We start from the raw sequence: 26,879 nt of genomic DNA, 5'->3' as shown, positions 1-26,879 counted from the left end.
GGGCCGGACGCCGGACGGACGCCTGCGCGCGAACGGCCGGAAGGGATGTGATGCTCTGCCGGGAAGGATGCGCGAGCGGCGAGGAGCTGGTGGTCGGATGGCGGCGGACGCGGTACGGCAGACGGATCCGGTGGTCACCACCCCCTACGGAGCGGTGCGCGGCAGGTACGAGAACGGCATCGCCGTCTTCCGCGGCATCCCCTACGCGGCCCCGCCGTTCGGCCCGCGCCGCTTCAGGCCGCCGGTGCCCCCCGAGCCCTGGGACGGCGTGCGCGACGCGGGCTCCTTCGGGCCGACACCGCCCAAACCGCCGTACTCGGAGGCCTTCGCGCGGCTGCTGGCCGACCCCGTCGTGCCCGGCGACGACTGCCTCAACCTGAACGTGTGGACGCCGGAACCGGGCCCCGGTGCCCGGCTCCCCGTACTGGTGTGGATCCACGGTGGGGCGCTGACCCGCGGTTCGTCGGCCGTGCCCGTCTACGACGGCCGCGCCTTCGCCCGTGACGGAGTCGTCCTGGTCTCCCTCAACTACCGCCTCGGCGTGGAGGGTTACGGTCTCTTCCCGGACCGGCCGGCCAACCCGGGCCTGCGCGACCAGCTCGCCGCCCTGGAGTGGGTGCGCGCCTCGATCGCGCGCTTCGGCGGCGACCCCGGCCGCGTGACCGTCTTCGGGGAGTCCGCGGGCGCCGTCAGCATCGGCGCGCTGCTCGCCGGTCCCCATGCCCGGGGACTCTTCCACCGGGCCGTCCTGCAGAGCGGCCCGCCGGAGACGGCCGACCGGGACAAGGTGCGCCGGATGGTCCGCAGGATGGCCGCCCGGCTGAAGGTCCCGGCGACGGCCGAGGCGTTCGCCGCCGTCGACCGCGGCCTGCTGCTGCGCACCCAGGCGGAGGTGAGCCGGCTCAGCAGCCCCTTGCTCGGCGGGCCCTCCTTCGGCATCGTCGTCGACGGAGACCTGGTCCCGCGCGACCCGCTGGAGGCCCTCCTGGCGGGCGCCGCCCCCGGCGTCGACCTGCTTCTCGGCTGGACCGGTGAGGAGTACCGGCTGTGGCTGGTCCCCGGCGGCCTGCTGGAACGCGTCGACCGGCTCGGTGCCCTCGCCGTCGCCGGAGCCATGGCCCGCTGCCGTTGCGGGCACGAGGTGCCGCGCGGCTACCGTGCGATCCACCCGGCGGCGAGCACCGGCGACCTCGTCGGCCAGATGGTCACCGACCACCTCCTGAGGGTCCCGCTGCACCGGCTCGCGGACGCCCGCCGAGGGCACTCCCGCTCGTACGCCTACGAGTTCGCCTGGCCCTCGAACGTGCCCCGCCTCGGCGCCTGCCACGCCCTGGAGCTCGGCTTCGTCTTCGACACCGCCGGGGCACCGGAGTCGGCGATGCTCGCCGGCGAGGGCGCCCCGCGGGAACTCGCCGACGCGATGCACGCGGCCTGGGTGCGGTTCGCGGCCGAGGGTGACCCCGGCTGGCAGCCCTGGGACACCACCCATCCGGTCCGTGTGTTCGGCGCGGGGGAACCGCACACCGTCCACGGGCCACGTGACCGTGAACTCGCGCTCTGGGCAGCTGAGTTGAGCAAGCCCGCGAGCGCCCGGGGTCCGTTCGGCGGTCCGGAGTCCCCACCCGCGTCGCGCCCTCGCGCCGGTTCGCCCGCACGGACAGCCGCGCCGCTGTCGGCCGCACGCCGTCTGCGTCGCTCCGGCGGAACCCCTCGGTCCTGACGCCGGCCACCCCCGGGCCCGCGCAAGAGGCCCGGTCGTCCGGTCGTCAGGTCGTCCGTCCGCGGGATCACCCGGCGGGTTCGCGTGAGCGACCGGCGGACACGGGTCTTCCTCACCCGCCCGCGTCGCGCGGCCGTCACCGTCCTGAGGTCAGCGACTCCCTGATCCTCGTGATCGCCGCGGGGCCGACCCGGCAGCAACCGCCGACCAGCCGGGCCCCGCCCCGCCGCCAGCCGGTCACCTGCTCGGCGGTGAACGTCGAGCGTCCGCTCCACGCGCGGGCCCCCGCGTCCCACACCTCACCGCTGTTCGGATAGACCACGACCGGCTTGCCGGTCACCCGCGCCGCCGTCGCGACCGCGCCGTCCACGTCCTCGGGCGCGCAGCAGTTCACACCGACCGCGATGATCTCGTCCGCGTCGGCTGCCACGGCGAAGGCCTCCTCCAGGGGCTGCCCGGCCCGGGTACGGTCACCGGCGACGCTGTACGACAGCCATGCTGGTACGCCGAGCCCGCGCACCGCCCGCAGCAGCGCCCGGGCCTCGTCGGTGTCCGGCACGGTCTCCAGGGCCAGCACGTCGGGCGCGGCGGCGGCCAGCACTTCCAGGCGCGGCCGGTGGAAGCGCTCCAGCTCGGCCACGCTCAGCCCGTACCGGCCCCGGTACTCCGAGCCGTCCGCGAGCATCGCCCCGTACGGGCCGGCCGACGCGGCCACCCACAGGGGCCGTGTGACCCCCTGCGCCCGCGCCCGCCGGGCCGCCTCGCGCGCCGATCCGACGCTGAGGCGCAGCAGTCCGGCCGCCCGCTCGTGCGGGATGCCGCGCCTCGCGAAGCCCTCGAAGGTGGCCTGGTAGCTGGAGGTGATCGCCACGTCCGCGCCCGCCTCGAAGTAGGCGAGATGGGCCTCGGTGATCGCCTCCGGCCGCTCCGCGAGCAGCCGCGCCGACCACAGCTCGTCGCTCAGATCGTGTCCGGCGGACTCGAGCTGGTTGGACATCCCGCCGTCCAGGACCACCGTTCCCGACACGAGCGCGTCGGCGAGGGTGTGGGGCCGGTCACTGCGGGAGGCGTCGCTGGTCATGCCACGACGCTAGCCGATCCGCGGGGCGACGCCCGCCGGGCCCCGTTGACCTTCCCGTACCCCACCTCTACCTTTTCGTCGTTCCCACGGCACGGATCCGATGCCACGGATGCCACGGACGCCACGGCACAGAAAGGAAGTCCGCCGATGCCGCCCCTTTCGCCGCCGTCGTTCCTCGCACTCCCCGAGGACCGCGCCCTCAGCCCGTACACCGGCTGCACGCGTGCCCACTGGGAGGCGGCCGCCGACTCCCTGCTCGCGGCGGTCGCCCCGTACGCCACCGGCGACGGCGCGCTCTACCACCTGCCCGCGGACCGCACGAGCTGGTCCGGCAGGCTCTCCGACGGTCTGGAGGGCTACGCGCGCACCCTGCTCCTGGCCGCCCTCCGCCGCGACGAGAAGGTCCTGGAACGCTACGCCGACGGCCTCGCCGCCGGAACGGCCGGTGTCTGGCCGCGGGTCCGGGACCGTAGCCAGCCGCTCGTCGAGGCCGCGTCCGTCGCCCTGGCCCTGCGGCTGACCCGGCCACTGCTGTGGGACCGTTTGGACGACGCCGTACGGCAGCGCGCGGCGGGGTGGCTCGGCGACGCGCTGACCGCCGAACCCTGGCCCTGCAACTGGGAGTTGTTCCCGGTGACGGTGGGCGGGTTCCTGGCGGAGATCGGCCACGAGCCGGAGGCCGCGCGCGCCGCGGTCGACCGCGGTCTGGACCGCATCGAGCAGTGGTACCTCGGCGACGGCTGGTACAGCGACGGTCCCGGCCGCGCCTTCGACTACTACAACGGCTGGGCGATGCACCTGTATCCGGTGCTGCACGCCCGGCTGGCCGGAGACGAGCGGCTGCTCGACCTGTACGGCGGCCGGCTGGCACGTCATCTCGAGGACTACGCGCGGCTGTTCGGCGCCGACGGTGCCCCGGTGCACCAGGGCCGCTCCCTCACCTACCGATTCGCGACCGCCGCGCCGATGTGGCTGGGCGCCCTGACGGGTCGTACGCCCCTGGCGCCGGGAGCGACCCGGCGCCTCGCGTCCGGTGTTCTGCGCCACTTCCTCGACCGGGGCGCGGTCGACGGCCGGGGGCTGCTCACCCTCGGCTGGCACGGCCCCGACGAGTCGGTCCTGCAGGGCTATTCGGGCCCCGCGTCCCCGTACTGGGCGAGCAAGGGCTTCCTCGGCCTGCTCCTCCCGCCCGACGACGAGGTGTGGACGGCCCGCGAGGAGCCCGGCCCGACGGACCGCGCCGACGCGGTCACCCCCGTCGGCCCGCCCAACTGGCTGCTCCAGACGACCGCTTCGGACGGTCTGGTCCGCCTCCACAACCATGGCAGCGAGGACGTCCGCTACGACCCGTACTACACGCGGCTCGCCTACTCGACGGTCACCCGGCCCTCGGCGCAGGACGACGCCTGCGCCTCGACGGACTCCGGTGCCCCGGCCGACGGCGGCGCCCCGGCCGGCGGCAGCCCCCTCCGCGACAACAGTGTGATCGTCGGCGGTGACCCGAGCCGTACGCGCATCGAGCCGCTGGGCGCCGGGAGCGGCTGGGTGGCGTCCCGGCACACGAACGGGGACGGCGTCCGGGTCACGAGCCTCGTCGTCGCGCACGGCGCGGTCGAGGTGCGGGCACACCTGGTGGCGGGAGCCGCTCCAGGAACACCGGTGCGCGTGACGGGCTGGCCGCACGGATTCTCGGCGCGTTCCGAACTCCTCTCCCTGCACGGCCTTTTGGAGGGGGCCGGTGCGATGGGAGACGACGCGACCCTCTTCGTCGCCCTCGCCCGGCTCACCGCCGAGCCGGATCCCCGGCCCCTCGACGAGCTGGTGTCCGTGACGGTGGAAGGGGCGTTCGACGTAAGCGTGAGCTGGGCCTCCGGTCCGGCGGCGCGATTCCGCTTCGGCGCCGCGGACGGGCCCTCCACGGCGTCGTCGTGGTCGGTGGCGCCCCTGTGATCGCCCGTTCGCGCCGGTGATCGCCCGCTCGCGCGCCGGCGGACACGGTTCGGCCGGCGCCGAAAGGTCGTACCGCTAGCGTGGGGAACATGAACGCCGACCAGCCCACCGCGGGAATCCGGCGCCCCGCCTCCCGCCCGGCCCCCTTCGCCGCACTCCACCGCACCGGTGCCCCGCTGCTGCTGCCCAACGCCTGGGACCACGCCTCCGCGGCCCTCCTCGCCGCCGAGGGCTTCGAGGCGATCGGGACGACGAGTCTCGGTGTGGCGGCCGCCGCCGGGCTGCCGGACGGTGCCGCGGCGACCCGGGACCTGACGGTGCGCCTGGCCCGGCGGCTCGCCGCCGGCCCGTACCTGCTGTCCGTGGACGCCGAGGACGGCTTCGCACAGGACCCCGACGAGGTGGCCGGGCTGGCACGCGAACTGGCCGCCGCGGGGGTCGTCGGTGTCAATCTCGAGGACGGGCTCGGTCCCGCCGAGTCGCACGCGGCCAAGATCGCGGCGGTCAGGGCCGCCGTACCTGACCTCTTCGTCAACGCCCGCACCGACACCCACTGGCTCGGCGACGGCACGGACGAACGGGAGACGCTCCGCCGCCTCGACCTCTACCAACAGGCGGGCGCCGACTGTGTGTTCGTCCCGGGCCTGACCGACCCCGCCCGGATCTCCGCCCTTGTGAAGAGCCTCGACGTGCCGCTCAACATCCTCTACTCGCCGTCCGGGCCGTCCCTCGCGCACCTCGCCGACCTCGGCGTACGCAGGGTCAGCCTCGGCTCGTTCCTCTACCGGCGGGCGCTGGGCGCGGTCCTCGACGCCGTGCGGGACATCCGGGCCGGCCGTCCGGCGCGGGGCACGGCGCCGACGTACGACGCGGTCCAGGGGTTCAGCCGGGGGGACGAGGGGCAGCCCGGCGGCACTGGCGACCCCCGGCCGCCCCGGTGAAGAGGGCCGTGAGCCGGTCCGCGAACGGGACGGGGTGCTCGATGACGCCGAGGTGACCGCCGGGGAACTCGGCGAAACGGCCGCCGCTGAGCTCGGCGATCAGGCATGGAAGTCGTCCTCCGTGGTGTCGCTGGCGACCGGGCTCGGACAGCCCGTACGCGCCGAGCATGCCGCAGACGGTCCCGACAGTGCGGCGGAGGGCGGCGGAGTCCACGACGGGGGCCGGGCCGGGCGGGTTGTGCGGGGCACCTGGACTCCGGCCTCGCGAACTCCGGTCGCTCCCCGGGGCGTTCTCAGTCGGCGGTGTCGGCGATGCGGTCGAGCCAGGCCTCCATGAGGCCGCGTTCCGGGGCGGTCAGGGCGTCGGTCCGGGGGAGTACGGCGCGCAGGGTGACGGCGGCCGCGACGGGGCCCGGGGCCGCCGTGGCGGGAGCGTCCGTGGTGATCGCCGCGATGACCGCCTCGCGGGCGGTGCGGGACAGCTCCGGGTCGCGGCGCTCCTCGGGGGTGGCGATGAGCGTCAGGGTCGTGCCGGAGCCGGCCGCGTGGACGAGGGCGGCGGCGCGCTCCTCGGGGACGGCCAGCCGGCCCGCCTCGGCGACGCGCCGGATGTGCCGGGCCAGGACCGCGAAGGCGGCGACGGCCGCGGGCGAGGACGTGCCGGGACGGTAGCGGCCGTACATCAGCGTGTACAGCGCCGGGTTGGCCAGGCCGAGGCCCACGTGCAGGTCCCAGCCGGCGCGCAGGTCCTCGACCGGGTCGTCGGTCGGTTCCCGCGCTGTCTTGCTGGTCAGGTAGGCGGTGAAGCCGTGGGCCACGACCGCGTCGAGCAGGCCCTCCTTGTCGCCGAAGAGCCGGTAGATGGTCGGTGGCTGCACCCCCGCCGCCGCACTCACGGCCCGGGTCGAGACCGCCTCGGGTCCGCCCTCGGCCAGCAGCCGGGAGGCGGCCGTGACGATGCGCTCGCGGTGCCCGTCCGGGGGCGTGACATCGACGTTCTCCATGTTTCCGACGATAACAGAATCGCGTTAGCGCCCCTCGGCTTCCGGTGATACGGTCATTTTGTTATCAGTGGAAACATCGAAGGGGATCATCATGATCATCGTCACCGGGGCCGGCGGCGTACTCGGCCGGGCCGTCGTCGAACAGCTGCTGGAGCGCGTGCCCGCCCAGCGGATCGGCGTCAGCGTGCGCGAACCGGAGCGGGCGCGTGGATTCATGGACCGGGGCGTACGCGTCCGGCGCGGCGATTTCGCCGACCCCGCGAGCCTCGCCCACGCCTTCGAGGGAGCCGCCAAGGTCCTCGTGGTGTCGACGGACGCCACCGGCGAGGCGGCCGTCCGCCACCACCGCACGGCCGTCGAGGCCGCGGTGGCGGCCGGAGCCGGGCACGTCCTCTATACGAGCCACATGGGCGCGAACCCGTCCTCGCCCTTCCCGCCGATGCCCGACCATGCCGCCACCGAGGCGGCCCTGCGGGACTGCGGCGTCGCCTTCACCGCGCTGCGCAACGGGTTCTACGCCACCTCGGCCGTGATGCTGCTCGGCGCGGCGGCGCGGACGGGCGAACTGGTCGCGCCGGAGGACGGGCCGGTCGCCTGGACCGCCCACGCCGACCTCGCCGAGGCGGCGGCGCTCGCGCTCACCGGGGAGGACCTCGACGGGGTGACGCCCGCCCTCACCGGTTCCGAGGCGCTCGACCTGGGCGGTGTCGCGGAGATCGCCTCGCGGCTGACGGGCCGCCCGGTCCGCCGGGTCGTCGTCTCCGACGCCGACTACCGCGCGGGCCTGGTCGCCCACGGGCTCCCCGAGCCGACGGCCGACCTGCTCGTGGGCCTGTTCGCGGCGAGCCGCCAGGGTGGGTTCGCGCCCGCCGACCCCACGCTCGGCCGGCTTCTCGGGCGGCCCACGATCCCCTTGGCGGACGTCCTGAGGCCGGCGCTCACAGGGGCCCGCTGACGTCCGCCCGGCCCGCGTGTCCACGAGGCCCGCCCCGACCGGACTGCCACGATCCCGGTGCGGGGGTCAGCCATCCGTCTCCGCGAAGAAGAAGGTGAACTCCGCGGGGGCGGCACGCAGTTGGTACGGCGGCAGTACACCGGGGCCGCACGACTGGGAGCCGATGCCCTGCTGGCCGTGGTCGAGGTTGACCCACACCGTGTCGCCCGCCGACAGATCCGTGAGGTGCCCGGCGGCGTCGAGCCGCTCCGACGTCCAGCGGCGCGCCGTGAACCAGAACTCCGGCTCGCCGTCGACCCGCAGTCCGCCGATCTCCGCCCACCGGACGTCGGGGCGGGCGCCGTTCTCCTGCGGACGGACGTACGGCGTCTGGAGCTCGTCGACCGTCGACTCCCAACGAGCCACGACCGAAGCCGACTTGGTGTCCGGGTATCCCTCACCGGGACCGCCGCCGAACCACCTCACCCGGTCGGCCGTGCCCGCGAGCCCCAGCCGGACCCCGAGCCGGGGCAGCGGCAGCGTCCAGCCGCCCTCCGGGGCCACGGACACGGTCAGCCGCAGCCCGGTCCCGTCGGACGTCCACCGGTACGCGGTACGCAGGGCCACGTCCGTCGCCGCCGGCGCCACCCGGGTCCGTACGGTCAGCGCGTCGTCGCCCGCCTCCACCGCCTCCAGGCGGTGCCGCATCCGGTGCAGGCCCAGCTTGCGCCAGAGCGGGCCGAGGCGTGGATCCGCCTGCCAGGCGGCACCGTCGTCGTTGTCGGTCGGCGCACGCCACACGTCCAGACGCAGCCCGGTGACCCCGACCCCGCCGACCGAACGCAGCGCACCCGTACGGGCGTCGAAGGCGGCCGGGCCGAGGGTGATCACGCCGTCGCCGCGAACCGGACGCTCACCGGCGGTCATGGCGATCGGCGCGCGCCCGGCGAGCGGAACCTGGGCCCAGGCCACCTCGTGGTCCTTCGGTCCCCACGCCGTGTCCGCCGCCAGCAGTGCCCGCACCGTCCACCCCGTCTCGGCGCCCCCGCCACAGCCGGCGGGCCGCTCCGGCAGCTTCACCACGGCCGACTCGCCCGCGGCCAGGGCGGGCACGGCCAGCGGGCCCGTCCCGACGGTCTCGCCGTCGGCCTGGAACGACCAGGTGAAGGCCAGCGCGGCGAGGTCCGCGAAGTCGTGGGCGTTGCTGATCCGTACGGTCCCGTCCGCGGCGCGGACGTCGATCAGGACCGGCTCGATCACCTTCTTGTACTCGGCCAGTCCGGGCGAGGGCGTCCGGTCCGGGAAGACCAGTCCGTCGCAGACGAAGTTGCCGTCGTGCAGTTCCTCGCCGAAGTCGCCGCCGTACGCGAACCCGTACCGCTCGTCCTTGACGCCGTGGTCGATCCACTCCCAGACGAAGCCGCCCTGGACGCGGTCGTGGGAGGTGAACAGGCGCTGGTAGTCGGCCAGTCCACCGGGGCCGTTGCCCATGGCGTGTCCGTACTCGCAGAGGATGAAGGGAAGTCCGCGTCGCTCGGGCGGCCCGCCGTCCAGGCCCCGGCCGATCCGCTCGACCTCGTCGTGGACGGTGTACATCAGTGAATACATGTCCGTGTCACGGCAGTCGTGGTCGCCCTCGTAGTGGATGAGCCGCGAGCGGTCCCGGCCGCGGATCCACTCGGCCATCGCGGTGAGCCCGCGCCCGGTGCCGGCCTCGTTGCCGAGTGACCAGACGACGACGCAGGGGTGGTTCTTGTCCCGCTCGACCATGCGGGCCGCGCGGTCGAGCAGCGCCGGGGTCCAACGGTCGTCGTCCACCGGGTTGCCGCGCCAGGCCTGCGCGACGAAGCCGTGGGTCTCGAGGTCGCACTCGTCGATCACCCACAGGCCCAACTCGTCGCACAGATCGAGGAAGGCGGGGTGCGGCGGGTAGTGCGAGGTGCGGACGGCGTTGACGTTGTGCCGCTTCATGAGCAGCACGTCCGCGCGCATGGTCTCCAGGTCCAGGGCCCGGCCCCGCTCCGGATGCCACTCGTGCCGGTTGACGCCCTTGAAGAGGATCGCCCTGCCGTTGACCCTGATCCGGCCGTCCTCCAGGGCCACCGTGCGGAAGCCGATCCGCAACGGGACGCGCTCGCCCGCGGTCGCCAGCACCCCGTCGTACAACCGTGGTGTCTCCGCGGTCCACGGCTGGACCGGCACGGTCACGGACTCGCCGGTCGCGGCATCGATACCGAGGGCGGGCACGGTGACCCGTCCGTCCACGTCGGAGTCGACGCGCAGGGTCCCGGCGCCGGCGGCATGGTCGTACGAGGCGTGCACGAAGAAGTCGAGCACCCCGTCCGCCGGACGGTGCAGCAGCGTGACGTCACGGAAGACGCCGGGCAGCCACCACTGGTCCTGGTCCTCCAGGTACGAGCCAGCCGACCACTGGTGGACCCGGACGGCCAGCACATTGCCCGTGGGTTTCAGCAGAGGGCCCACCGCCAACTCGTGCGGCAGCCGTGAGCCCTTGAACTCCCCGACGTCGGTGCCGTTGAGCCAGACCCGGGCGCAGGACTCCACGCCGTCGAAGCGCAGCACCGCCCCGCCGTCGGCGGGCCACTCGGACGGCAGGTCGAAGGTGTGCAGATGATCACCGGTCGGGTTCTCGGTCGGCACGTGCGGCGGGTCGACCGGGAACGGGTAGCGGTGGTTGGTGTAGATCGGCGCGCCGTGTCCCTGCAGCACCCAGTGACCGGGCACGGCCACCCGGGCCCAGTCCCCGGCGTCGTAGCCCTCCGCCGCGAAGGAGTCGTCGTGCGCGTCGGCGGTGGGTGACAGACGGAAGCGCCAACTGCCGTTCAGGGAAAGAGACATGGCGTCCGAGGACGCGTACCGGGCGCGCGGCGGGAGTGCTTCGCCGCTGGGTGAGACGTCCTCGACGTAGGCGATGGCGGACGGATGTTCCTCCGGGCCGGGGGCGGCCGGGAGCCTGGGCGGGGTGCGGAAGGACATGGGTCTCCTGGTTCGGCCCTGGACGCCGGTCTCCCCGAGCCCCGCACCGGCCGGCGCCGAGGGCGGAGGTACGCGAACGGCACGAACGGCACGAACGGCACGAACGCACGAACGCACGGACGGCACGGACGGCACGAACGCACGAACAGCACGGACGCCAGGGGCAGGGCGGGTGGTGCGGTGCGGCGGGAGCCTCCCTTCCGGTGTCAGGACAGTGGTGCGGTACGGCTTCGCGCGGGGACGGAGCGGCGCACGGCGGTCCTGCCGTGCACCGGTCTGAGTCCCACCGCGTCGAGGGCCCCTTCCAGGGCGAAGGTGGCGGCGCCCAGACAGACCGGGTCGCCGGGAACGGGGGAGAGGACGATCTCGGTGGCGGCCAGCGGCCGCTTCAGCGCGTGCCGGGCGACGGCCTCACGCACCTCGCGCAGCAGCGGCTCACCGAGCGCGGCGGCGACCCAGCTGCTGAGCACCACGACCTCCGGGTTCAGCAGATTGACGAGGACCGCGATGCCCGCGCCGAGGTAACGGGCCGTGTCCCGGACGACCTCGACCGCCACCGGATCACCGGCGGCGACCCCTTGTGCGAGTGCGTCGATCGTGGCGGTCTGGTCCCCGGGACGCAGCAGCGGACTGTCCGGGCTCGACTCCCGCAGATGGAGCATGATGCCGGGCGCCCCGACGTACGTCTCCACGCAGCCGTGATTGCCGCAGTGACAGGGCCGTCCGTCCAGGACCAGTGTCGTATGGCCCCACTCGCCCGCGCTGTTGCTGACCCCGCGGTGCAGCGCGCCGCCGAGCGCGAGTCCGGCGCCGACCCCGGTCCCGAGATTGACCACGACCGCGTCCCCGCGCCCCCGGGCCGCCCCGAACCACAACTCGGCGACCGTGCAGGCGCGCAGGGGATTGTCGAGGTGGAGCGGGTACGCGAGGTGCTCGGAGAGCAGGTCGAGCAGTGGCACGTCGTGCCAGTCCCAGTTCGGGGCGTATTCGGAGATCCCGGTGTCGCGGTCCACCTGACCCGGCACGCTCACGCCGACACCGAGGACGCGCGCGCCCCCGGGGCCGGCCTGGGCGACCACCGATTCCACGGCCGTGACGACATGTCCGACGACCTGCTCCGGGCGGCTCTCGCCGGGCCGCATGTCCTCGGCGGCGCGGGCGAGCACGTTCAGCGCGAGGTCGAACAGCTCGACACGGACGTAGGTCTCCGCGATGTCGACGCCGATCAGCGCGCCCCCCGTCGCGTCGACCGCGACCAGACCCCGCGGGCGGCCTCCCGCGGAGTCCTCGAACCCGACCTCGGTCAGCATCCCGAGGTCGAGCAGCTCACCGACGAGGGTGGCGACCGTGGCCAGACTGAGCCCGGTGGCCGCCGCCAGTTCCTGTCGGGAGGTGGGGGACTCGGCGATGATCTGGCGCAGTACCTCGTAGCGGTTCGCGGTGCGGATGTCGCGTGATGTGCGCTTCACGGGCCTTGCCACCTCGGTCCTCCGAACCACGAGCGGGGTCCCGGGCGGTCGTCGCCGACGCGTGCCGTGCGGTTCGGACCGGGACCCGGGACGGGACGCGTGAGCCCCGGCGCGGCGCAAGGCTACGGCCGGGGAGGGCCGTTCGACAAGGGGTTAGGAAAGGGGGTGGAGGAAGTCCGACAGGAAGGCGTTGGTGAACTTGCCCGCCGGGTCCGTCGCACGGGCCAGCGCCCGGAAGTCGTCCAGTCGCGGATAGCGCCCGCGCAGCGCGTCCGGCGGCACGGTGAACACCTTGCCCCAGTGCGGCCGCGGATCGAACGGTTCCAGCGCCGCTTCGACCCGCCGTACCACCGGCAGCACGGCGTCGGTGTCCTCGACCCAGGTGAAGTGCAGGGCCACGGTGTCCCGTCCGTAGGCGGGGCTCAGCCACTGCCGGTCGGCGGCGACCGTCCGCACCTCGCAGATCTGCAGCAGCGGGGCGATGCTCCCTCGGATCGTGTCCAGTGCGCGCAGCGCGTCCGCCGCGTCCGGACGCGGCAGCAGGTACTCGGACTGCAGCTCGGACCCGCTGCTGGGGGTGAACTCCGCCCGGAAGTGCGGCAGTCGCTCGTGCCAGGGGCCGGGGACACCGAACTGCCCGGTGCAGTGCACGGCGGGCATGCCCGGGACCGGGTGCATCGCCTCGGTGGCCGGTGTCCCCCACGGGAAGTCCGGCAGCGGCTGGTCGGTGCGCCGCTTGAGCCATGCCTGCCGGAAGCCGGGCCGTCCCCAGTCGGTGAACAGACTCACGCTGTACGCCGTCGCCGCCACCGTCTCGAAGTCCAGCCCGTCCTCGGGGAGTTCGGTGAACACGTGCTGGCTCACCTCGAAGTCCGGCTCCAGGTCGAGGGTGAGCGCGGTGACGACGCCGAGCGCGCCGAGCGAGGTCACCGCCCCGTCGAAGCCCGCGTCCTCGCGGCCGATCGTCAGGGCCGAACCGTCGGCCGTGATCAGCTCCACCTCGCGGACGGCCGAGGCGAGCGAACCGTTGCGCGTGCCCGAACCGTGCGTGCCGGTCGCCACGGATCCGGCCACCGAGATGTGCGGCAGCGAGGCCATGTTGTGCAGAGCGAGCCCGCGCTCGTGCACCCGGCGCGCCAGCTCCGCGTAGCGGACGCCGCCCGCGACCCGGACCGTACGGGCCGTCGTGTCGACGTCCACGACCGGGGGCAGCGCGGACAGCGAGAGCAGGACCCCGCCCCGGCCCGGGTCGGCGATCTCGTTGAAGGAGTGCCCGCTGCCCAGCGCCCGCACCCGGTCGCTCTTCGCGACCAGGGCCGCGAGCGCGTCCAGCGACCGCGGCCGGTGCAGTTCCTCGGCGGTGTACGTGATGTTGCCGGCCCAGTTTCTCAGGGGCTTCGTCATCCCTGTCGTCCTTCCCCGGGAAGTCGCCGTTCGCGGCCGTGCGGTGTGCGGCGGCCACGACGGGAAACTACCTCGTCGCCCCAGACGTCCCACCGGCCCGTCCATTGACCCTCTCACGCGCGGCCGCCTAACGTAGAGAACGCTTTCCCCCGAGGTCGCCGAGCCGGAAGGCCGACTCCTTGTCCGAGCGCCCCGTCGCGATGTTCGCCATGACCGCGGAGAACGTGCCGCGGATCTTCCCGCCCGGGGTACTGGCCCGGCTGCGGGAGCTCGTCGACATCGATCCCGGCCTGGTCGCCGGGGACTTCACCCGGCCCGCCGTCCGCGAGGCGCTGGCCGGGACCGAGATCCTGATCAGCGGCTGGGGATGCCCCCCGCTGGACGCGGCCGCGCTGGGGGCGGCACCGGAACTGCGTGCGGTGCTGCACGCCGCGGGCTCCGTGAAGGGCTGGGTGACGCCCGCGGTCTGGGAGCGGGGGCTCGTGGTGTCCTCGGCGGCCGGGGCCAACGCGCTGCCCGTCGCCGAGTACACGCTCGCCATGATCCTGCTCGCGGGCAAGGACGTCTTCACGTACCGGGACCGCCTGCGCACCGAGCGGGTGTTCCCCCATCGGGGGGTCGTCCCCGGCATCGGCAACCTCGGCCGCCGTGTCGGCGTCATCGGGGCCTCGCGCACCGGACGTCGCCTCATCGAACTGCTGCGGCCCTTCGATCTCCGGGTGAGCCTCGCCGACCCGTACGTGGACGAGGCCGGGGCCGCCGCGCTCGGGGTCGCACTGCTGCCGCTCGACGCGCTGCTCGCCGGCAGCGACATCGTCAGCGTGCACGCACCGGAGACCGCCGCGACACGGCACCTGATCGGACGTCGCGAACTCGCCCTGATGCCCGACGGTTCGGTGCTCGTCAACACCGCGCGCGGCTCCCTCGTCGACCACGACGCGCTGACCGACGAGCTGCGGGCGGGACGGATCGCGGCGATTCTCGACGTGACCGAGCCCGAGCCGCTCCCGGCGGACTCCCCGCTGTACGACCTTCCGAACGCCTTCGTCACGCCGCACCTCGCGGGTTCCCAGGGCAACGAACTCGCCCGGCTCGGCCTGGTGGTGGTCGGGGAGGCCGAGCGGCTGGTCTCCGGCCGGGCGCCGGAGTTCCGCGTGGACGAACGGGAGCTCGGGCGGATGGCGTGATGAGGGCGACGGGGCGACGGGGGCGACGGGGGGTGGCATCGGTGAGGCGTTCCCCCAGGCGTCGGAGCGCATCGGAGCCCATCGGAGCACCACGTGGGCGCGACGGATTTCGTCGACAAGGGTTGTATCTGTTGCTGATTTCGTCGATAGATGACCGGATGTCTGCGCTATCGGTAGTATCCGCTTCATGGTCCACAATCCGCTCCCCGAGACCGACCTCACCCGCCACCGCCGTCTGCGCGAGCAGGGCTCACTGGACAGAGGCGACCTGGACGCCATCCTGGACGCGGGATTCGTCTGCCATCTGGGGGTGGTCGTCGAGGGCCGCCCGGTGGTCGTGCCGACGGTCTACGGACGCGACGAGGAGTCGTTGTACGTCCACGGGTCGGTCGCCGGCAGGAGCCTCGCGGCGGGTGCGCCGGTCTGCGTGACCGTCACCCACGTCGACGGGCTCGTCCTGGCACGGTCCGTGTTCGAGCACGGGGTGAACTACCGGAGCGCCATGATCCACGGGGTACCGCGCAAAGTGACCGACCCGGCCGAGAAGACGGAAGGGCTGCGCCGGCTCACCGAGCACGCCACGCCGGGCCAGTGGGCCTATGCCCGCCGCCCCAGCAGCCGGGAACTGGCCGCGACCACCCTCCTCGCCCTCTCCCTGGAAGAGGCCTCCGTGAAGATCCGTACGGGCGCCCCGGGCGACGGGGACGGGCCGGACGCGGCACTCGGACTCTGGGCCGGGACGCTGCCGCTCGCGGCGGTCTGGGGCGCACCCGAGCCCGACCCGCTGCTGCCGCCCGAGCTGCGCCCGCCCGCGCACATCGCGCGACGCGAGGGGACCCGGCACGGCTGACGCGCAGGCAGGGGCATACCGTGAGGAGTCGAGCCACAGGGCTCGGCACGAGCCGGGAGCGAGGAGAACGGGATGGACGGCAGCCGCACCGCGCTGGTCGAGGATCTGATGGAGCGGTTCCCGCACGTACCACGGGAAGCCGTCTTCAAGGAGGACCTGCTCCGCGGGGGTGTGGCCTTCGACGCGTCCGCTCTCAGCGACAACGAGAAGGGCGAGGTCAAGCCCAAGTCGTACTTCATCTTCTCCTTCGACCACGGCACCCTGCCCGAGCTGGGCGAGGCGGCCCTGAGGCGCCCGCCCGAGGAGATCATCCTCACCGGCGGCCCGTACGACCTGCGGCGGACGGTCGTGTCCGTGCGCGTCAACCCCTCCTCGCCGTACCGGGTGGCCGCCGACGAGGACGGGATGCTCGGGCTGTACCTGGACGGGAAGCGGATCTCCGACGTCGGCGTGCCGCCGATGCCCGAGTACTACCGGCACACCCTCTCCAACGGGAAGTCCGTGATGGAGGTGGCCCCCACCATCCAGTGGGGCTACCTGATCTACCTCACCGTCTTCCGCGTCTGCCAGTACTTCGGTGCCAAGGAGGAGTGCCAGTACTGCGACATCAACCACAACTGGCGCCAGCACAAGGCGGCCGGACGCCCGTACACCGGCGTGAAGGACGTGGAGGAGGTCCTGGAGGCGCTGGAGATCATCGACCGGTACGACACCGCCAAGGCGTCCACCGCGTACACCCTCACCGGCGGCGCCATCACCTCGCGGGTCGCCGGACGTGACGAGGCCGACTTCTACGGGCACTACGCCAAGGCCATCGAGGAACGCTTCCCGGGACGGTGGATCGGCAAGGTCGTCGCACAGGCGCTGCCGCGCGACGACGTACAGCGGTTCAAGGACTACGGGGTGCAGATCTACCACCCCAACTACGAGGTGTGGGACCGCCGTCTCTTCGAGCTCTACTGCCCCGGCAAGGAGCGCTACGTCGGCCGCGACGAGTGGCACAAGCGGATCCTCGACTCGGCGGAGATCTTCGGCGCGCGCAACGTCATCCCCAACTTCGTGGCGGGCGTGGAGATGGCCGAGCCGTTCGGCTTCACCACGGTCGACGAGGCCATCGCCTCGACCACGGAGGGGCTGCGCTTCTTCATGTCGCACGGCATCACCCCCCGCTTCACCACCTGGTGCCCGGAGCCGACGACCCCCCTCGGCAAGGCCAACCCGCAGGGCGCGCCGCTCGAGTACCACATCCGCCTCCTGGAGGCGTACCGCTCGACGATGGACGAGTTCGGGCTCGCCTCCCCGCCCGGATACGGGCCGCCCGGACCGGGCAACGCGGTCTTCTCGGTCAGCTCCTTCATGGACAGCCTTCCGGCGCTGGAACCCGCGGCCGTGGACGCGAGCGGGCCCGCGGTCTCGTGAAAACCGCCTGAGACCGAGACTTCCCGACCTCCCTTCCGTACTACGGGAGGGAGGCCTTCCACGGTGCCGGACCGGTGCCACGCCTCGCCGCGACCGCCCGCCGCACGAATTGGATGCCTCGCTTGTCAGTTGTGCGGAAGCCGTGAAAGGCTCGGGCGCCGTCGTTAAGACGGTCTCCAACTCTCCAGTACAGAAGACGAGTTGGGATTTGCGTTCTTTGACGTAGTACATGGAAGCAGTTGATGCAGGAGCCCCCCATGCCCGACCTGCCGACCCCCCAGGACGCCGCCGAGGCCGCGCTGCTCTCGGAGTGCTGGGACGCGGTCCTGTCGTACGCCGATCTGTGCACGTCCGGTTCGGCCGCGGCCACGCGACTGGCGACCGAGGCCTTCACCCACGGCATCACCGAACTGCGCGCCGCCACCGCGGCATCGAAGAGCACCGGCACCGGGCGCAGGGTGCTCCGGCTGCCCCGCGTTCCCCTGATGCTGACCTCGGTCCGGGCCGCGGCCGCCGCCTGGGAGACGGGCGGTCTTGGCCACCGGCTCGACCCCGACCTGCGGCTGTGGCTCAACTCCGAGAAGGCCGACCGCTACACCGGTCCGCCGCTGCACCGCCCCGTCGCGCTGCGCGGCCTGCAGGACATGCAGGAGCCGGACGCCGCCCTCCTGTGGCTGGCCGAGGTCGAATCGCTGCCCCTGCCCGCCGTGGCCCGGCGGCTCGGCCTGGACCCGACGGCCGTGGGCACCGAACTCACCCAGGTTCGGGCGCTGTTCCGGGACCGTTGCCATCGCAACCACCTCGACACCCCGATGGACGCCGACTGCCGCAGCTACGCACGGCTCCTCGACGCGGTCACCCGCTCGTCCGGCACCGAGACCCCCGCGGACCTCTCGCGGCACCTCGCGCGCTGCGTGCGGTGCGCGGAGGCGGCCGCCTGCCTGCGACTGCACGGCGGCGGGCTGCCCGCGGCGATCTCCGGCGGTGTGATCGGCTGGGGCGGCCTCGCGTATCTGGAACGGCGGCGCCGCGCCGCGGAGGCGGGGCTGACCGGCGGCCGTACGGACGCGGCCGTGGACACGGGCCTCGCCGAGGGCGGCCCGGTCCGGCCCCGGATCGGGCGGACCGGGATCCTGGTGGCCGCCGCCGTCGTGTCGGCGCTGGCGCTCACGGTCTCCCTGATGCCCTTCGGCGGTTCGCACGGCGGCGGTACACCCGCGAGCGGCGCGCCGGACGAGCGGCAGCCGGTGGCGGAGCCCGTGCCTTCCCTCCCGGTGGCCACGTCGGGTTCGCCCGCCACGGCCAACGCCACCGCCACCGCGGCCTCGACGACACGGCCGGAGGCCGGCTCCGACCCGGAGGCCCAGGGCGAGTCGTCCGAGCCCGCGGACAAGTCGCACCGGCCGGCGGACGTCACCAAGAGCGCGTCGGCGGACTGCGAGGTCACGTACGAGATCGTCAACCAGTGGCCGGACGGCTTCCAGGCCACCGTCACCGTGACCTCCGCCGAGGCCCTCGGCGCCTGGCGGCTCGGCTGGACCTTCGACGACGGCCAGCGCGTCGGCCAGATGTGGGACGGCACCTTCGCCCAGGACGACGCCAGGGTCACGGCCACCGCGGCCGACTACAACAAAACCGTCGCCGCCAACGGCACCTTCACCTTCGGCTTCCTCGGCTCGTGGAGCGGCGCCAACTCGGCCCCGCACGGTTTCACCCTCAACAACGGCCGCTGCGACGACGGTAGTTGAGGCGGGGAGGGTCCTGTAGGGCGGCGGCCGGGGAGGCAGGGGAGGCCTGACCGGGCCGGTCGGAGCGGTCGGGAGGGGCGGTCGGGAGGGCTGGCCTCCGGGCCCGGCCCCGGTCCTGGCCTCGGCCCCGGTCCTGGCCCCGGCTCGGGGGCGCGAGGGCCATGGGGGCCGAATCAGAGGGCCTCCGGCCCGCGCCGGCGGGTGCCGGGCCGGTCCGGCACCGGAGCGGAAATAACCGGTGGCGCCGAGAATCGGCTCTCTATACAGTGAGGGCCGCTTCACACGGTGGCCGTCGGCCGCCGCTGCCGGCTGAGCGATGAAGGAGGTGTGACCGATGGCTGTCACTGAGATGGGCGCTGCCCGCATCGAGAAGTTCATCAAGTCCACCTCCGTGGCCGCCGGCTGACCTTCCACCTTCTTCGCGCCCGAGTGCGCGTGCCGGGGCCACCCTTGTGAAGGGTTTCCCTTGACTTCCTCCGTTTTCCCCGCGGCGCACCCTCTCCAGCCGTACGGCTGGGACGACGCCTGGGCGGACGAGTTCGCTCCGTACGACGCCGAAGGGCTGTTGGCCGGGCGGGTCGTCCGCGTCGACCGCGGGCAGTGCGACGTGGTCACCGCCGACGGTGTGCTGCGCGCGGACACCGCGTTCGTGACCCCGCACGATCCGCTGCGGGTCGTGTGCACCGGCGACTGGGTCGCCGTCGAACCCGCGGGCCACCCGCGCTACGTACGGGCGTATCTGCCGCGCCGTACCGCCTTCGTGCGCTCCACCTCCTCCAAGCGCTCCGAGGGACAGATCCTCGCGGCCAACGTCGACCACGTCGTCGTCGCCGTGTCGCTCGCCGTGGAACTCGAACTCGGCCGCATCGAACGTTTCCTCGCGCTGGCCTGGGAATCCGGCGCGCACCCCGTCGTCGTCCTCACCAAGGCCGACCTGGTGCCGGACCCCGTCACCCTCGGTCACCTCGTACAGGACGTGGAGACCGCCGCACCGGGGGTCGCCGTACTTGCGGTGAGCGCCGACACGGGGGAGGGGCTCGACGTGCTGGCGGCCGTCCTCTCCGGCGGCACGACCGTGCTCCTCGGACAGTCCGGCGCGGGCAAGTCCACCCTCGCCAACGCCCTGATCGGCGAGTACGTGATGGATGTCCAGGCCGCGCGTGACGTGGACGGCAAGGGCCGCCACACCACGACGACCCGCAACCTTCTCGCCCTCCCCGGCGGCGGCGTCCTCATCGACACGCCCGGTCTGCGCGGCGTCGGCCTCTGGGACGCCGAGTCCGGGGTCGGGCAGGTCTTCTCGGAGATCGAGGAACTCGCCGCGGACTGTCGTTTCCACGACTGCGCGCACGTCGCGGAGCCCGGCTGCGCGGTGCTCACCGCCGTCGAGTCCGGTGCCCTGCCCGAGCGACGCCTCGACAGCTACCGCAAGCTCCTGCGTGAGAACCAGCGCATCGTCGCGAAGACCGACGTGCGGTTGCGGGCGGAGATCCGGCGGGACTGGAAGCGGAAGGGGGCGGAGGGGAAGGCGGCCATGGAGGCCAAACGGGGGCGTTGACACTGGGGCTGGGCTGGGGGGCGGGGTGCGGGTGCCGTGGGGAGCGGGCTCGTCCCCGCCTCGCCGAGGCTCCGCCCCCGGACCGCGCCAACGGCGTTGCGCCCCCTGGACCCCCGCCATCGCCCGAAGGGCTCGTCCTCGAACGCCGGACGGGCTGGAGATGCGGGCCCGCGCCGGCGACGAGGGCGCGAACTGGAGGTTTCGGGCGCGAGGTCCCGGTTCCGGGCGGGACCATGTCTTTCAGCCCGTCCGGCCTTCGAGGACGAGGCCGTCCAGGCCGCAACGGGGGTCCGGGGGCGGCAGCCCCCAGGCACGGCGGAAGACGAGCGTCGCGTCCGATTCCCGCCAGCCCCGGCGGCAGTCGCCCCGCACACTGGGACACGTGATCGACGAAGAGACCAGGTACGAGGCCGTGCGGAGCAGGGACGCCCGGTTCGACGGGGAGTTCTTCTTCGCGGTGGAGACGACGGGGATCTACTGCCGGCCGAGCTGCCCGGCGGTGACCCCGAGGCGGCGGAACGTGCGCTACTACACGACCGCGGCGGCCGCCCAGGGCTCGGGATTCCGGGCCTGCCGCAGATGCCGCCCGGACGCCGTGCCCGGCTCCGCGGAGTGGAACGTACGGGCCGATGTCGTGGGTCGCGCCATGCGGTTGATCGCTGACGGTGTGGTGGACCGCGAAGGCGTCGGCGGGCTCGCCGCCCGGCTCGGGTACAGCACCCGCCAGGTGCAGCGGCAGCTCACCGCCGAGGTCGGCGCGGGCCCGGTCGCGCTGGCCCGTGCCCAGCGGGCGCACACCGCGAGGGTCCTGTTGCAGACCACCGGACTGCCGGTCACGGAGATCGCGTTCGCGGCCGGGTTCGCCAGCGTGCGGCAGTTCAACGACACCATCCGCGCGGTGTACGCCTCGACGCCCAGCGCACTGCGCGCCGCGGTCTCGCGCGGCGCGCCCGGTGCCCGGCACGCGGACACCCCGGCCGCCGGGATCCCGCTGCGCCTCGCCCACCGGGGGCCCTACCGGTCGACGGCCGTCTTCGACCTCCTCGCCCGGGAGACGGTCGCGGGCGTGGAGGACATGAGCGGCGCCCGCGGTCGCCGCACCTACCGGCGCACCCTCCGCCTTCCGTACGGCGGCGGGGTCGTCGCCGTGAGCGAGTGCGCGGAGGGGCCGGCGTCCCAGCCGGGCGGCTGGCTCGACACCCGGCTTCACCTCACCGACCTGCGTGACCTGACCACCGCCGTCCAGCGGTTGCGGAGACTGTTCGATCTCGACGCCGATCCGCACGCGGTGGACGAGCGGCTGGGAGCCGATCCGCGGCTCGCGCCGTCGGTCGCCGCGCGACCCGGTCTGCGGTCGCCGGGTGCCGTGGATCCGGACGAACTGGCCGTGCGGGCGCTGGTGGGGCGGGCGGCCGCGGAGCGGCTGGTGCGCCGGTACGGGAAGGCGCTGGACGCCCCGCACGGGACGCTCACCCATCTGTTCCCGGAGGCGGCCGTCCTCGCGGAGGCCGAGCCGGACGGCCCCCTCGGTACGCTCACCGCCGCCCTCGCCGACGGCACGCTGCGGCTGGACGCGGGCGCCGATCGTGGCGCGGCGGAGGCGGCCCTGCTCGCGCTGCCGGGCCTGGACGCGCACACGGTCGCCGTCGTCCGGACCCGCGCCCTCGGCGACCCCGACGTGGCACCGCCCGGCGAGGACGTCCCGGAGGCATGGCGCCCGTGGCGTTCGTACGCGGTGCGACACCTCGGGGCGGAGCGGGAGGACGCGGCGGCAGCGCGGGGCGAAGGACGGTAGCGGCGGCAGCACGGGGCGAAGGGCGGTAGGAGGTCAGGCGTCCAGGCCCCGACGGTGGATCCGCCGCGGGTGGACGCGGATCAGTTCCTCGCTGAAGTGAGGGTCCAAGTCGTACGGACCGGTGCGGAGTTCGGCCTCACCGCGGATGTCGATGCCGCGTACCTTCCACGGCCGGAGACTGACGACGTCGTCGACGACCACGGCGACCCTCGGGTTCTTCCGCAGGGTGCGCCACCTCTTGGTGGTGCCCACGGCGTGCTTGGTGATGCCCATGGCGTGGCCGCCGATCAGGATCGTCCCGACGTCCCGGGTCCCGGAGGGAGGCGGGAGCGGGTGCCACGGGTCAATGCCCTTGCATCGGGATGCGGCTGACGGTGTGACATGCCGTGAGGGCGCCGGTGACCGGGGAAGCCATGCCGCATGACCCGCGTGATCACGGTCCGGCACCTTGTCGCCGCCCTGGCAACCGTCCTGACGCTCGCCACGCCGTGCGCGAGAGCCGACACGGGCCACGGCCCCGCCCCGGGAGGTGACCCCGCCGCCGGCCGGCACTGGACGGGCACCTGGGAGGCCGCCCCCTCCGGCACCGCTCCGGCCCGGCCCGGCGCCTCGATCCGCAACGTCGTGCACACGAGTGTCGGCGGCGAGGCGGTCCGCGTCCGGATCTCCAACCGGTTGGGCACCGAACCCCTGCTGCTCGGGGCCGTCACCGTCGCGTTGCAGGAGCCGGGGGAGCCCGCGGGACCGGACGCCGTCCCGGGATCGATGCGGACGGTGACCTTCGCCGGTGCCGGGTCGGTGGTCGTCCCGCCGGGCACGGACCTGGTCGGCGACCCCGTCCGCCTGCGCATCCCCGCCGACGCCAACCTCCTGATCTCCGTCCACACCCCGGCCGACTCCGGCCCGGCGACGTACCACCGCTCGGCCCACCAGACCAACTTCCTCGCCCCCGAGGGCGATCGGACCGGGGACGAGCGCGGTACCCGGTACACCGTCGCCCTCGGCAACTGGTTCTACGTGACCGGCGTCGACGTCCTGGGCGCCCCCGCCGCGGGGAGCGTGGTCACACTCGGGGACTCCATCACCGACGGGACCGGTTCGACCCCCGACACCAACCACCGCTGGCCCGACCGGCTCGCCGCCCGGCTGCGCGACCTCCCCCCGTACCGCCGGCTCGGTGTCCTCAACGCGGGGATCTCCGGAAACCGGCTGCTGCTCGCGGGCAGCGGTCCCAGCGCCCTGGACCGGCTCGACGCCGACGTGTTCTCCCGCACCGGGGTGCGCGCGGTGATCGTGATGGAGGGCATCAACGACATCAAGGGCACGCCGGAGCAGCGGGACCCCCGTGCCCTGGAGGACGCCTACCGCCGGATCGTGACGCGCGCCCACGCCCTCGGGCTCCGGGTCGTCGGCGCCACGATCACGCCGTACGGCGGCCATCCGGCGTGGACCGAGGCGCGCGAGGCCGTCCGGCAGGAGGTCAACGCCTTCCTCCGCCGGGGCGGTCTCTTCGACGCGGTGGCGGACTTCGACGCCGCCGTCCGCGACCCGGCCGACCCGTCCCGCATCCGCCCCGCCTACGATCCCGGCGACCACCTCCACTTCAGCGACGCCGGTATGCGGGCGATGGCCGACACGGTGGACCTGGGAACACTTGTTCCCTAGGTCGGTCGTTCGGGCAGGTGGCGGCGGGGCGCGGTGCCGTGGCGGCTGGGCCGGCGCGGCCGCCCCGCGTCCCGCCACACGATCCGGACGACAGGCACCGGGAGGGGGCGGGCCTCACGCGGGAGCGTCAGCCCCAGACCACCGCGCCCAGCCACGCACCCGCGATCAGCAGACAGGCGAAAAGCTCCGCCAGGACGCTCCAGCCGCCGGACCGCATCAGGGTCCGCACGGTCGACCAGGCCCGCTCGTGCCCGCCCACGCCCAGCCGCTCATGGAGATAGATCCCGCCGAGGAACCCCGGCACCGCGCCGATCACCGGCAGCAGGCAGAAGCCGAGCAGCGCCCCGGTTCCCGCGTACAGCCCCGTACGAGGGGTGGCGCCGCCCTCACGGAGCCGCCGGGGAGGCAGCGCCCAGCGGACGGCCTGGGCCAGCAGCAGGACCAGGGTCGCCCCCACGAGCACGCCCCAGGCCAGTACCTGCGGGGCGCTCAGCGCCCACCACAGGACCGCGGCCCAGACGAGCCACGACCCCGGCACACCGGGCACCAGCACTCCGCACACGCCGAGCGCGATCACCACGCCGACCAGCAGGAGTTCCCACACTCCCATCTGTCCAGAGTGCCGGAGCGGACGTAAGACCGCAGGTCAGCCCCGGGCCACCCAGCCCTTCTCGTAGGCGTGCCAGCCCAGCTGCAGCCGGGTCGTCACATCCGTCAGCTCCATCAGCCGCTTCACCCGGCGCTGTACGGTCCGCAGGCCCAGGTCGAGCTGTTTGGCCACGCTCGCGTCGGTCAGCCCGGCCAGCAGCAGCGAGAGGATCTCCAGATCGGTGCCGTCCGGGCCGTCCGGCCCCTGTTCCTCGAAACCCCGGCTGCCCAGCCGCAGCGGCAGCGCGTCCCGCCACACCGACTCGAACAGCCCCGACAGCAGCTCCAGCAGCCCGCTGGCGTGTACGACCAGCGCGGCGGGCTGGGCGGTGTGGGAGGTGAGCGGCACCATCGCGAGCGTCCGGTCGGCGATCACCAGTTTGGTCGGCACCTTGTCCCGCACCCGTACCTGCTCCTCGCGGCCGAGCGCGGCGGACAGCTCCGTGACGCCGGCGGGCTGGTCGAGGACGGCGCGTTCGAGGACCACGCGGTAGCGGACGCCGCGCCCGGCCGCCTGCTCCTCCGCGTCGTTGTCCGGTCCGGAGACCGCCACCGGGGTCCCGGTGACCAGGGCGCACACCTCCTCGCTCGCGCCGAGCTGGAGCTGCAGGAAGCGCTGGGTGACCGCCGCCGCGCCGATCACCACCTCGACCAGGTCGTGGACGGCGGGTTCGGTGGCCCGCGCGCGGTACTCCTCGGCGAGCAGCGCCGCCGCGAGCTCCGCCTTGTCCAGCTCGTGCCGCTGCTGGGTGAGCAGCGCGCCGAGCGCGACCCCCGGAGGCGCCGCGACCCAGCGTCCCGGCCGCGCCGACGACTGGGCCGCGAGTCCGTGCCGTTCGAGCCGGCGCAGGGCGCGTTCGGTGTCGTACTCGCCGAGCGTGAGCCGGCGCGCGAGATCGGGCACGTCCGCGGCGCCCACGGACACCAGTGCCCGGTACGCCGACTCGTGCGTCTCGTCCAGACCTATCGCTCCCAGCATGCGGCGATGCCCTCCCCAGGTTCCGTTCCGGCCGGGCCGTGGCGGAAACCGGCCACGGCGCAAACCCGCCTCGGCACATCATCGCCGCAGCACCCGCAACTCTGCCAAGCTCACGTCACCGGGGCACCGGCCACCGCCGGTGGAGGCCTGCCGGGAATCCCAGGGGAGTCCCGGAGAGTTCCAGGGAAGTCCCGGGGAAGTCCCGGGGAAGTCCGGGGAAAAGCAGGTCGCGCTCAGGGGTGATTCCGGCCGACCTGAGCGACGCCTCGGCGGGCCGGACCGTGGCACGGGCCCATGAGGTGCGCGAGGCCCGGCCACCCGGTCGCCGCCGGGCGGTTCTCCCGTGGGGGGTGGGATCGTCCGGCGGTTTCACCCGAACCTCCTTTGCCCGCGCCGTTGTTCGAGATTTCGAAGGCTGGGCGTGCAGCGGACCGGTCGGGTGGCCGGATTTCCGGATGCCCCGTTTTCAACCGGCTCCCGCGGTGACAATTAGGGGCATGAGCCAGCAGGGGGAGAGCCGCACCGGTCACGAGGACGATTGGTGGAGGCAGTTGTACGACGACTCCACCCAGGACACGGGGCCGGCCGTCGCGCCCGATTCCCTCGACGACCGGTTCGCGTCGGCCGCGGGGACGGTCGGTGCGGGTACGGCCGGGGCGGAGCCGGCCGGGGCGGGTTCCGCCGCCGGGCCGCGGGCGCCGGAGCGTGACACCCCGCCGTCACCGGGGGAGCCTTCCGCGCCGCCTGAGCGACGCGGGGGCGCGGCGGAGCCCTGGCACGGCGCCTCGCGCCGCGGCGTGGCCCCCGAGCCGCTCCCGACCCCGCCGCGCCCGGACGACCTCGCACGCCGGCGGGCCCCCTGGGAGCCGCCGCAGGCCGATCCTCCGACATCTTTCACCCCGCCCGCGCCCGCCGGCCCGTGGACACCCGACGATTCGTCCGAGCCGGCCGGTCCGCCGAGGCCCGCGGATCCGCCGACCTCCGCCCGGCCGTCGGCGCAGGCCTCCCCGCCCGTGTCCGCCGGACCATGGGCGGGTGCCGATTCGTCGGTCCCCCTCGGTCCGGCGCTCCCCGTCGGTCCGTCCGGCCCCGCCGGTCCGCCTGTGCCGGCCGATCCGCCGCCCTCTGCCGGACTGTCGGCGCCCGCCGCCCCGCCTGCGTCCGCGGGCCCGTGGGCGGGTCACGGTCCGTCCGCGCCCACCGGTCCGTCCGTGCCCGCTGATCCGCCGGCGCCGGCCGGTCCGCCGAGGCCCGCCGAACCGCCGGCAGCGGGCCGCCCGTGGGCAGGCGCCGATTCGTCGGCCCCCGCAGGTCCGTCCGCGCCCGTCGGTCCGCCGAGGCCCGCCGCCCCACCGACGCCCGCCGGTCCGTCCGCGCCCGTGGCCTTCCCGCCCGGACCGACGCCTCCGGGGTACCGCGCCGAGGTACCGCCGAGCGCCGTGGCCCCGCCCCCCCCCACCGAGGCCCCCGGGGGCCCCCCCCCGGGCCCGGGGCCCCCGCCCCGGCGGGCGCCCCGCCCCCGGGGCGCCG

18 protein-coding genes and 1 pseudogene are annotated in these 26,879 nt (G+C 74.1%); 11 read left to right on the top strand and 8 right to left on the bottom strand.

Features of this window, described 5'->3' with window-relative positions; genetic code table 11:
• Positions 1 to 97: 97 nt before the first annotated feature.
• Positions 98 to 1,720 carry a carboxylesterase family protein gene (locus ABZV34_RS22835; RefSeq protein ID WP_356279525.1) on the top strand — a complete coding sequence of 541 codons (1,623 nt, stop codon included), beginning with the start codon at positions 98 to 100 and terminating at the stop codon, positions 1,718 to 1,720.
• A 136-nt stretch (positions 1,721 to 1,856) separates the two neighbouring features.
• On the opposite strand, the gene mmuM is transcribed toward ABZV34_RS22835, so the two are convergent.
• Complete coding sequence (gene mmuM, locus ABZV34_RS22830; protein WP_356279522.1) at positions 1,857 to 2,801, bottom strand: homocysteine S-methyltransferase; 945 nt, start codon at positions 2,799 to 2,801, stop codon at positions 1,857 to 1,859.
• Positions 2,802 to 2,948: 147 nt separating this feature from the next.
• On the opposite strand from mmuM, the gene ABZV34_RS22825 reads away from it, so the two are divergent.
• Both ABZV34_RS22825 and ABZV34_RS22820 read left to right on the top strand, forming a co-directional pair.
• Entirely contained in the window at positions 2,949 to 4,751 is a 1,803-nt protein-coding gene (locus tag ABZV34_RS22825) for a DUF2264 domain-containing protein (RefSeq protein ID WP_356279519.1), read from the top strand.
• 89 nt (positions 4,752 to 4,840) lie between these two features.
• Positions 4,841 to 5,692: an isocitrate lyase/phosphoenolpyruvate mutase family protein gene (locus tag ABZV34_RS22820; protein WP_356279516.1), complete on the top strand. Its 852-nt coding sequence runs from the start codon at positions 4,841 to 4,843 to the stop codon at positions 5,690 to 5,692.
• A 293-nt stretch (positions 5,693 to 5,985) separates the two neighbouring features.
• On the opposite strand, the gene ABZV34_RS22815 is transcribed toward ABZV34_RS22820, so the two are convergent.
• Complete coding sequence (locus ABZV34_RS22815; protein ID WP_356279513.1) at positions 5,986 to 6,696, bottom strand: TetR/AcrR family transcriptional regulator; 711 nt, start codon at positions 6,694 to 6,696, stop codon at positions 5,986 to 5,988.
• 91 nt (positions 6,697 to 6,787) lie between these two features.
• Here ABZV34_RS22815 and ABZV34_RS22810 point away from each other — a divergent pair, with 91 nt between their 5' ends.
• Positions 6,788 to 7,651 carry an NAD(P)H-binding protein gene (locus ABZV34_RS22810; RefSeq protein ID WP_356279510.1) on the top strand — a complete coding sequence of 288 codons (864 nt, stop codon included), beginning with the start codon at positions 6,788 to 6,790 and terminating at the stop codon, positions 7,649 to 7,651.
• Positions 7,652 to 7,717: 66 nt separating this feature from the next.
• Here the strand turns inward: ABZV34_RS22810 and ABZV34_RS22805 are convergent, their stop codons facing one another.
• The 3 genes from ABZV34_RS22805 to ABZV34_RS22795 all read right to left on the bottom strand — a co-directional run bounded on the left by ABZV34_RS22805 (position 7,718) and on the right by ABZV34_RS22795 (position 13,500).
• A complete protein-coding gene (locus ABZV34_RS22805; RefSeq protein ID WP_356279507.1) occupies positions 7,718 to 10,627 on the bottom strand; it encodes a glycoside hydrolase family 2 TIM barrel-domain containing protein in 2,910 nt (969 codons plus the stop codon).
• A gap of 206 nt (positions 10,628 to 10,833) precedes the next feature.
• Positions 10,834 to 12,096 carry an ROK family transcriptional regulator gene (locus ABZV34_RS22800; RefSeq protein ID WP_356279504.1) on the bottom strand — a complete coding sequence of 421 codons (1,263 nt, stop codon included), beginning with the start codon at positions 12,094 to 12,096 and terminating at the stop codon, positions 10,834 to 10,836.
• Positions 12,097 to 12,249: 153 nt separating this feature from the next.
• Entirely contained in the window at positions 12,250 to 13,500 is a 1,251-nt protein-coding gene (locus ABZV34_RS22795) for an FAD-binding protein (RefSeq protein WP_356279501.1), read from the bottom strand.
• A 179-nt stretch (positions 13,501 to 13,679) separates the two neighbouring features.
• Between ABZV34_RS22795 and ABZV34_RS22790 the strand changes: the two genes are divergently transcribed.
• The 6 genes from ABZV34_RS22790 (at position 13,680) to ABZV34_RS22765 (ending at position 22,057) form a co-directional block, all read left to right on the top strand.
• Positions 13,680 to 14,687: a hydroxyacid dehydrogenase gene (locus tag ABZV34_RS22790; protein ID WP_356279498.1), complete on the top strand. Its 1,008-nt coding sequence runs from the start codon at positions 13,680 to 13,682 to the stop codon at positions 14,685 to 14,687.
• A 187-nt stretch (positions 14,688 to 14,874) separates the two neighbouring features.
• Entirely contained in the window at positions 14,875 to 15,537 is a 663-nt protein-coding gene (locus tag ABZV34_RS22785) for a pyridoxamine 5'-phosphate oxidase family protein (protein ID WP_356279495.1), read from the top strand.
• A gap of 72 nt (positions 15,538 to 15,609) precedes the next feature.
• On the top strand, positions 15,610 to 16,956 hold the full coding sequence (locus ABZV34_RS22780) for a radical SAM protein (protein ID WP_356279492.1): 1,347 nt from the start codon (positions 15,610 to 15,612) through the stop codon (positions 16,954 to 16,956).
• A 257-nt stretch (positions 16,957 to 17,213) separates the two neighbouring features.
• Entirely contained in the window at positions 17,214 to 18,704 is a 1,491-nt protein-coding gene (locus tag ABZV34_RS22775) for a cellulose-binding domain-containing protein (protein WP_356279489.1), read from the top strand.
• A 466-nt stretch (positions 18,705 to 19,170) separates the two neighbouring features.
• The gene (gene rsgA / locus ABZV34_RS22770) at positions 19,171 to 20,262 is read left to right on the top strand and encodes a ribosome small subunit-dependent GTPase A (RefSeq protein WP_356279486.1); all 1,092 of its coding nucleotides are present in this window, start codon (positions 19,171 to 19,173) and stop codon (positions 20,260 to 20,262) included.
• A 382-nt stretch (positions 20,263 to 20,644) separates the two neighbouring features.
• Positions 20,645 to 22,057 carry an AlkA N-terminal domain-containing protein gene (locus ABZV34_RS22765; protein WP_356279483.1) on the top strand — a complete coding sequence of 471 codons (1,413 nt, stop codon included), beginning with the start codon at positions 20,645 to 20,647 and terminating at the stop codon, positions 22,055 to 22,057.
• Positions 22,058 to 22,090: 33 nt separating this feature from the next.
• Here the strand turns inward: ABZV34_RS22765 and ABZV34_RS22760 are convergent.
• Positions 22,091 to 22,366 (bottom strand): annotated as a pseudogene (locus ABZV34_RS22760) (PPOX class F420-dependent oxidoreductase); the annotation flags it as partial.
• Between the two features lie 111 nt (positions 22,367 to 22,477).
• Between ABZV34_RS22760 and ABZV34_RS22755 the strand changes: the two are divergent.
• Positions 22,478 to 23,722 carry an SGNH/GDSL hydrolase family protein gene (locus ABZV34_RS22755; protein WP_356279480.1) on the top strand — a complete coding sequence of 415 codons (1,245 nt, stop codon included), beginning with the start codon at positions 22,478 to 22,480 and terminating at the stop codon, positions 23,720 to 23,722.
• A gap of 127 nt (positions 23,723 to 23,849) precedes the next feature.
• Here the strand turns inward: ABZV34_RS22755 and ABZV34_RS22750 are convergent, their stop codons facing one another.
• Complete coding sequence (locus ABZV34_RS22750; protein ID WP_356279477.1) at positions 23,850 to 24,332, bottom strand: DUF456 domain-containing protein; 483 nt, start codon at positions 24,330 to 24,332, stop codon at positions 23,850 to 23,852.
• 36 nt (positions 24,333 to 24,368) lie between these two features.
• Positions 24,369 to 25,349, bottom strand: a complete 981-nt coding sequence (locus ABZV34_RS22745; protein WP_356279475.1) for a winged helix-turn-helix transcriptional regulator — start codon at positions 25,347 to 25,349, stop codon at positions 24,369 to 24,371.
• Between the last annotated feature and the right edge of the window lie 1,530 nt (positions 25,350 to 26,879).

This window comes from Streptomyces sp. NPDC005195, from assembly GCF_040608315.1.
GTDB classification, from domain to species: Bacteria; Actinomycetota; Actinomycetes; order Streptomycetales; family Streptomycetaceae; genus Streptomyces; species Streptomyces kaempferi.
This window is presented reverse-complemented; position numbering and strand designations above follow the sequence as displayed.

Bases quoted from the DNA above. Each gene is read 5' to 3' on its own strand.
- ABZV34_RS22835 (WP_356279525.1), top strand. From the start codon at position 98: ATGGCGGCGGACGCGGTACGGCAGACGGATCCGGTGGTCACCACCCCC.
- mmuM (WP_356279522.1), bottom strand. From the start codon at position 2,801: ATGACCAGCGACGCCTCCCGCAGTGACCGGCCCCACACCCTCGCCGAC.
- ABZV34_RS22825 (WP_356279519.1), top strand. From the start codon at position 2,949: ATGCCGCCCCTTTCGCCGCCGTCGTTCCTCGCACTCCCCGAGGACCGC.
- ABZV34_RS22820 (WP_356279516.1), top strand. From the start codon at position 4,841: ATGAACGCCGACCAGCCCACCGCGGGAATCCGGCGCCCCGCCTCCCGC.
- ABZV34_RS22815 (WP_356279513.1), bottom strand. From the start codon at position 6,696: ATGGAGAACGTCGATGTCACGCCCCCGGACGGGCACCGCGAGCGCATC.
- ABZV34_RS22810 (WP_356279510.1), top strand. From the start codon at position 6,788: ATGATCATCGTCACCGGGGCCGGCGGCGTACTCGGCCGGGCCGTCGTC.
- ABZV34_RS22805 (WP_356279507.1), bottom strand. From the start codon at position 10,627: ATGTCCTTCCGCACCCCGCCCAGGCTCCCGGCCGCCCCCGGCCCGGAG.
- ABZV34_RS22795 (WP_356279501.1), bottom strand. From the start codon at position 13,500: ATGACGAAGCCCCTGAGAAACTGGGCCGGCAACATCACGTACACCGCC.
- ABZV34_RS22785 (WP_356279495.1), top strand. From the start codon at position 14,875: ATGGTCCACAATCCGCTCCCCGAGACCGACCTCACCCGCCACCGCCGT.
- ABZV34_RS22780 (WP_356279492.1), top strand. From the start codon at position 15,610: ATGGACGGCAGCCGCACCGCGCTGGTCGAGGATCTGATGGAGCGGTTC.
- ABZV34_RS22775 (WP_356279489.1), top strand. From the start codon at position 17,214: ATGCCCGACCTGCCGACCCCCCAGGACGCCGCCGAGGCCGCGCTGCTC.
- ABZV34_RS22755 (WP_356279480.1), top strand. From the start codon at position 22,478: ATGACCCGCGTGATCACGGTCCGGCACCTTGTCGCCGCCCTGGCAACC.
- ABZV34_RS22750 (WP_356279477.1), bottom strand. From the start codon at position 24,332: ATGGGAGTGTGGGAACTCCTGCTGGTCGGCGTGGTGATCGCGCTCGGC.
- ABZV34_RS22745 (WP_356279475.1), bottom strand. From the start codon at position 25,349: ATGCTGGGAGCGATAGGTCTGGACGAGACGCACGAGTCGGCGTACCGG.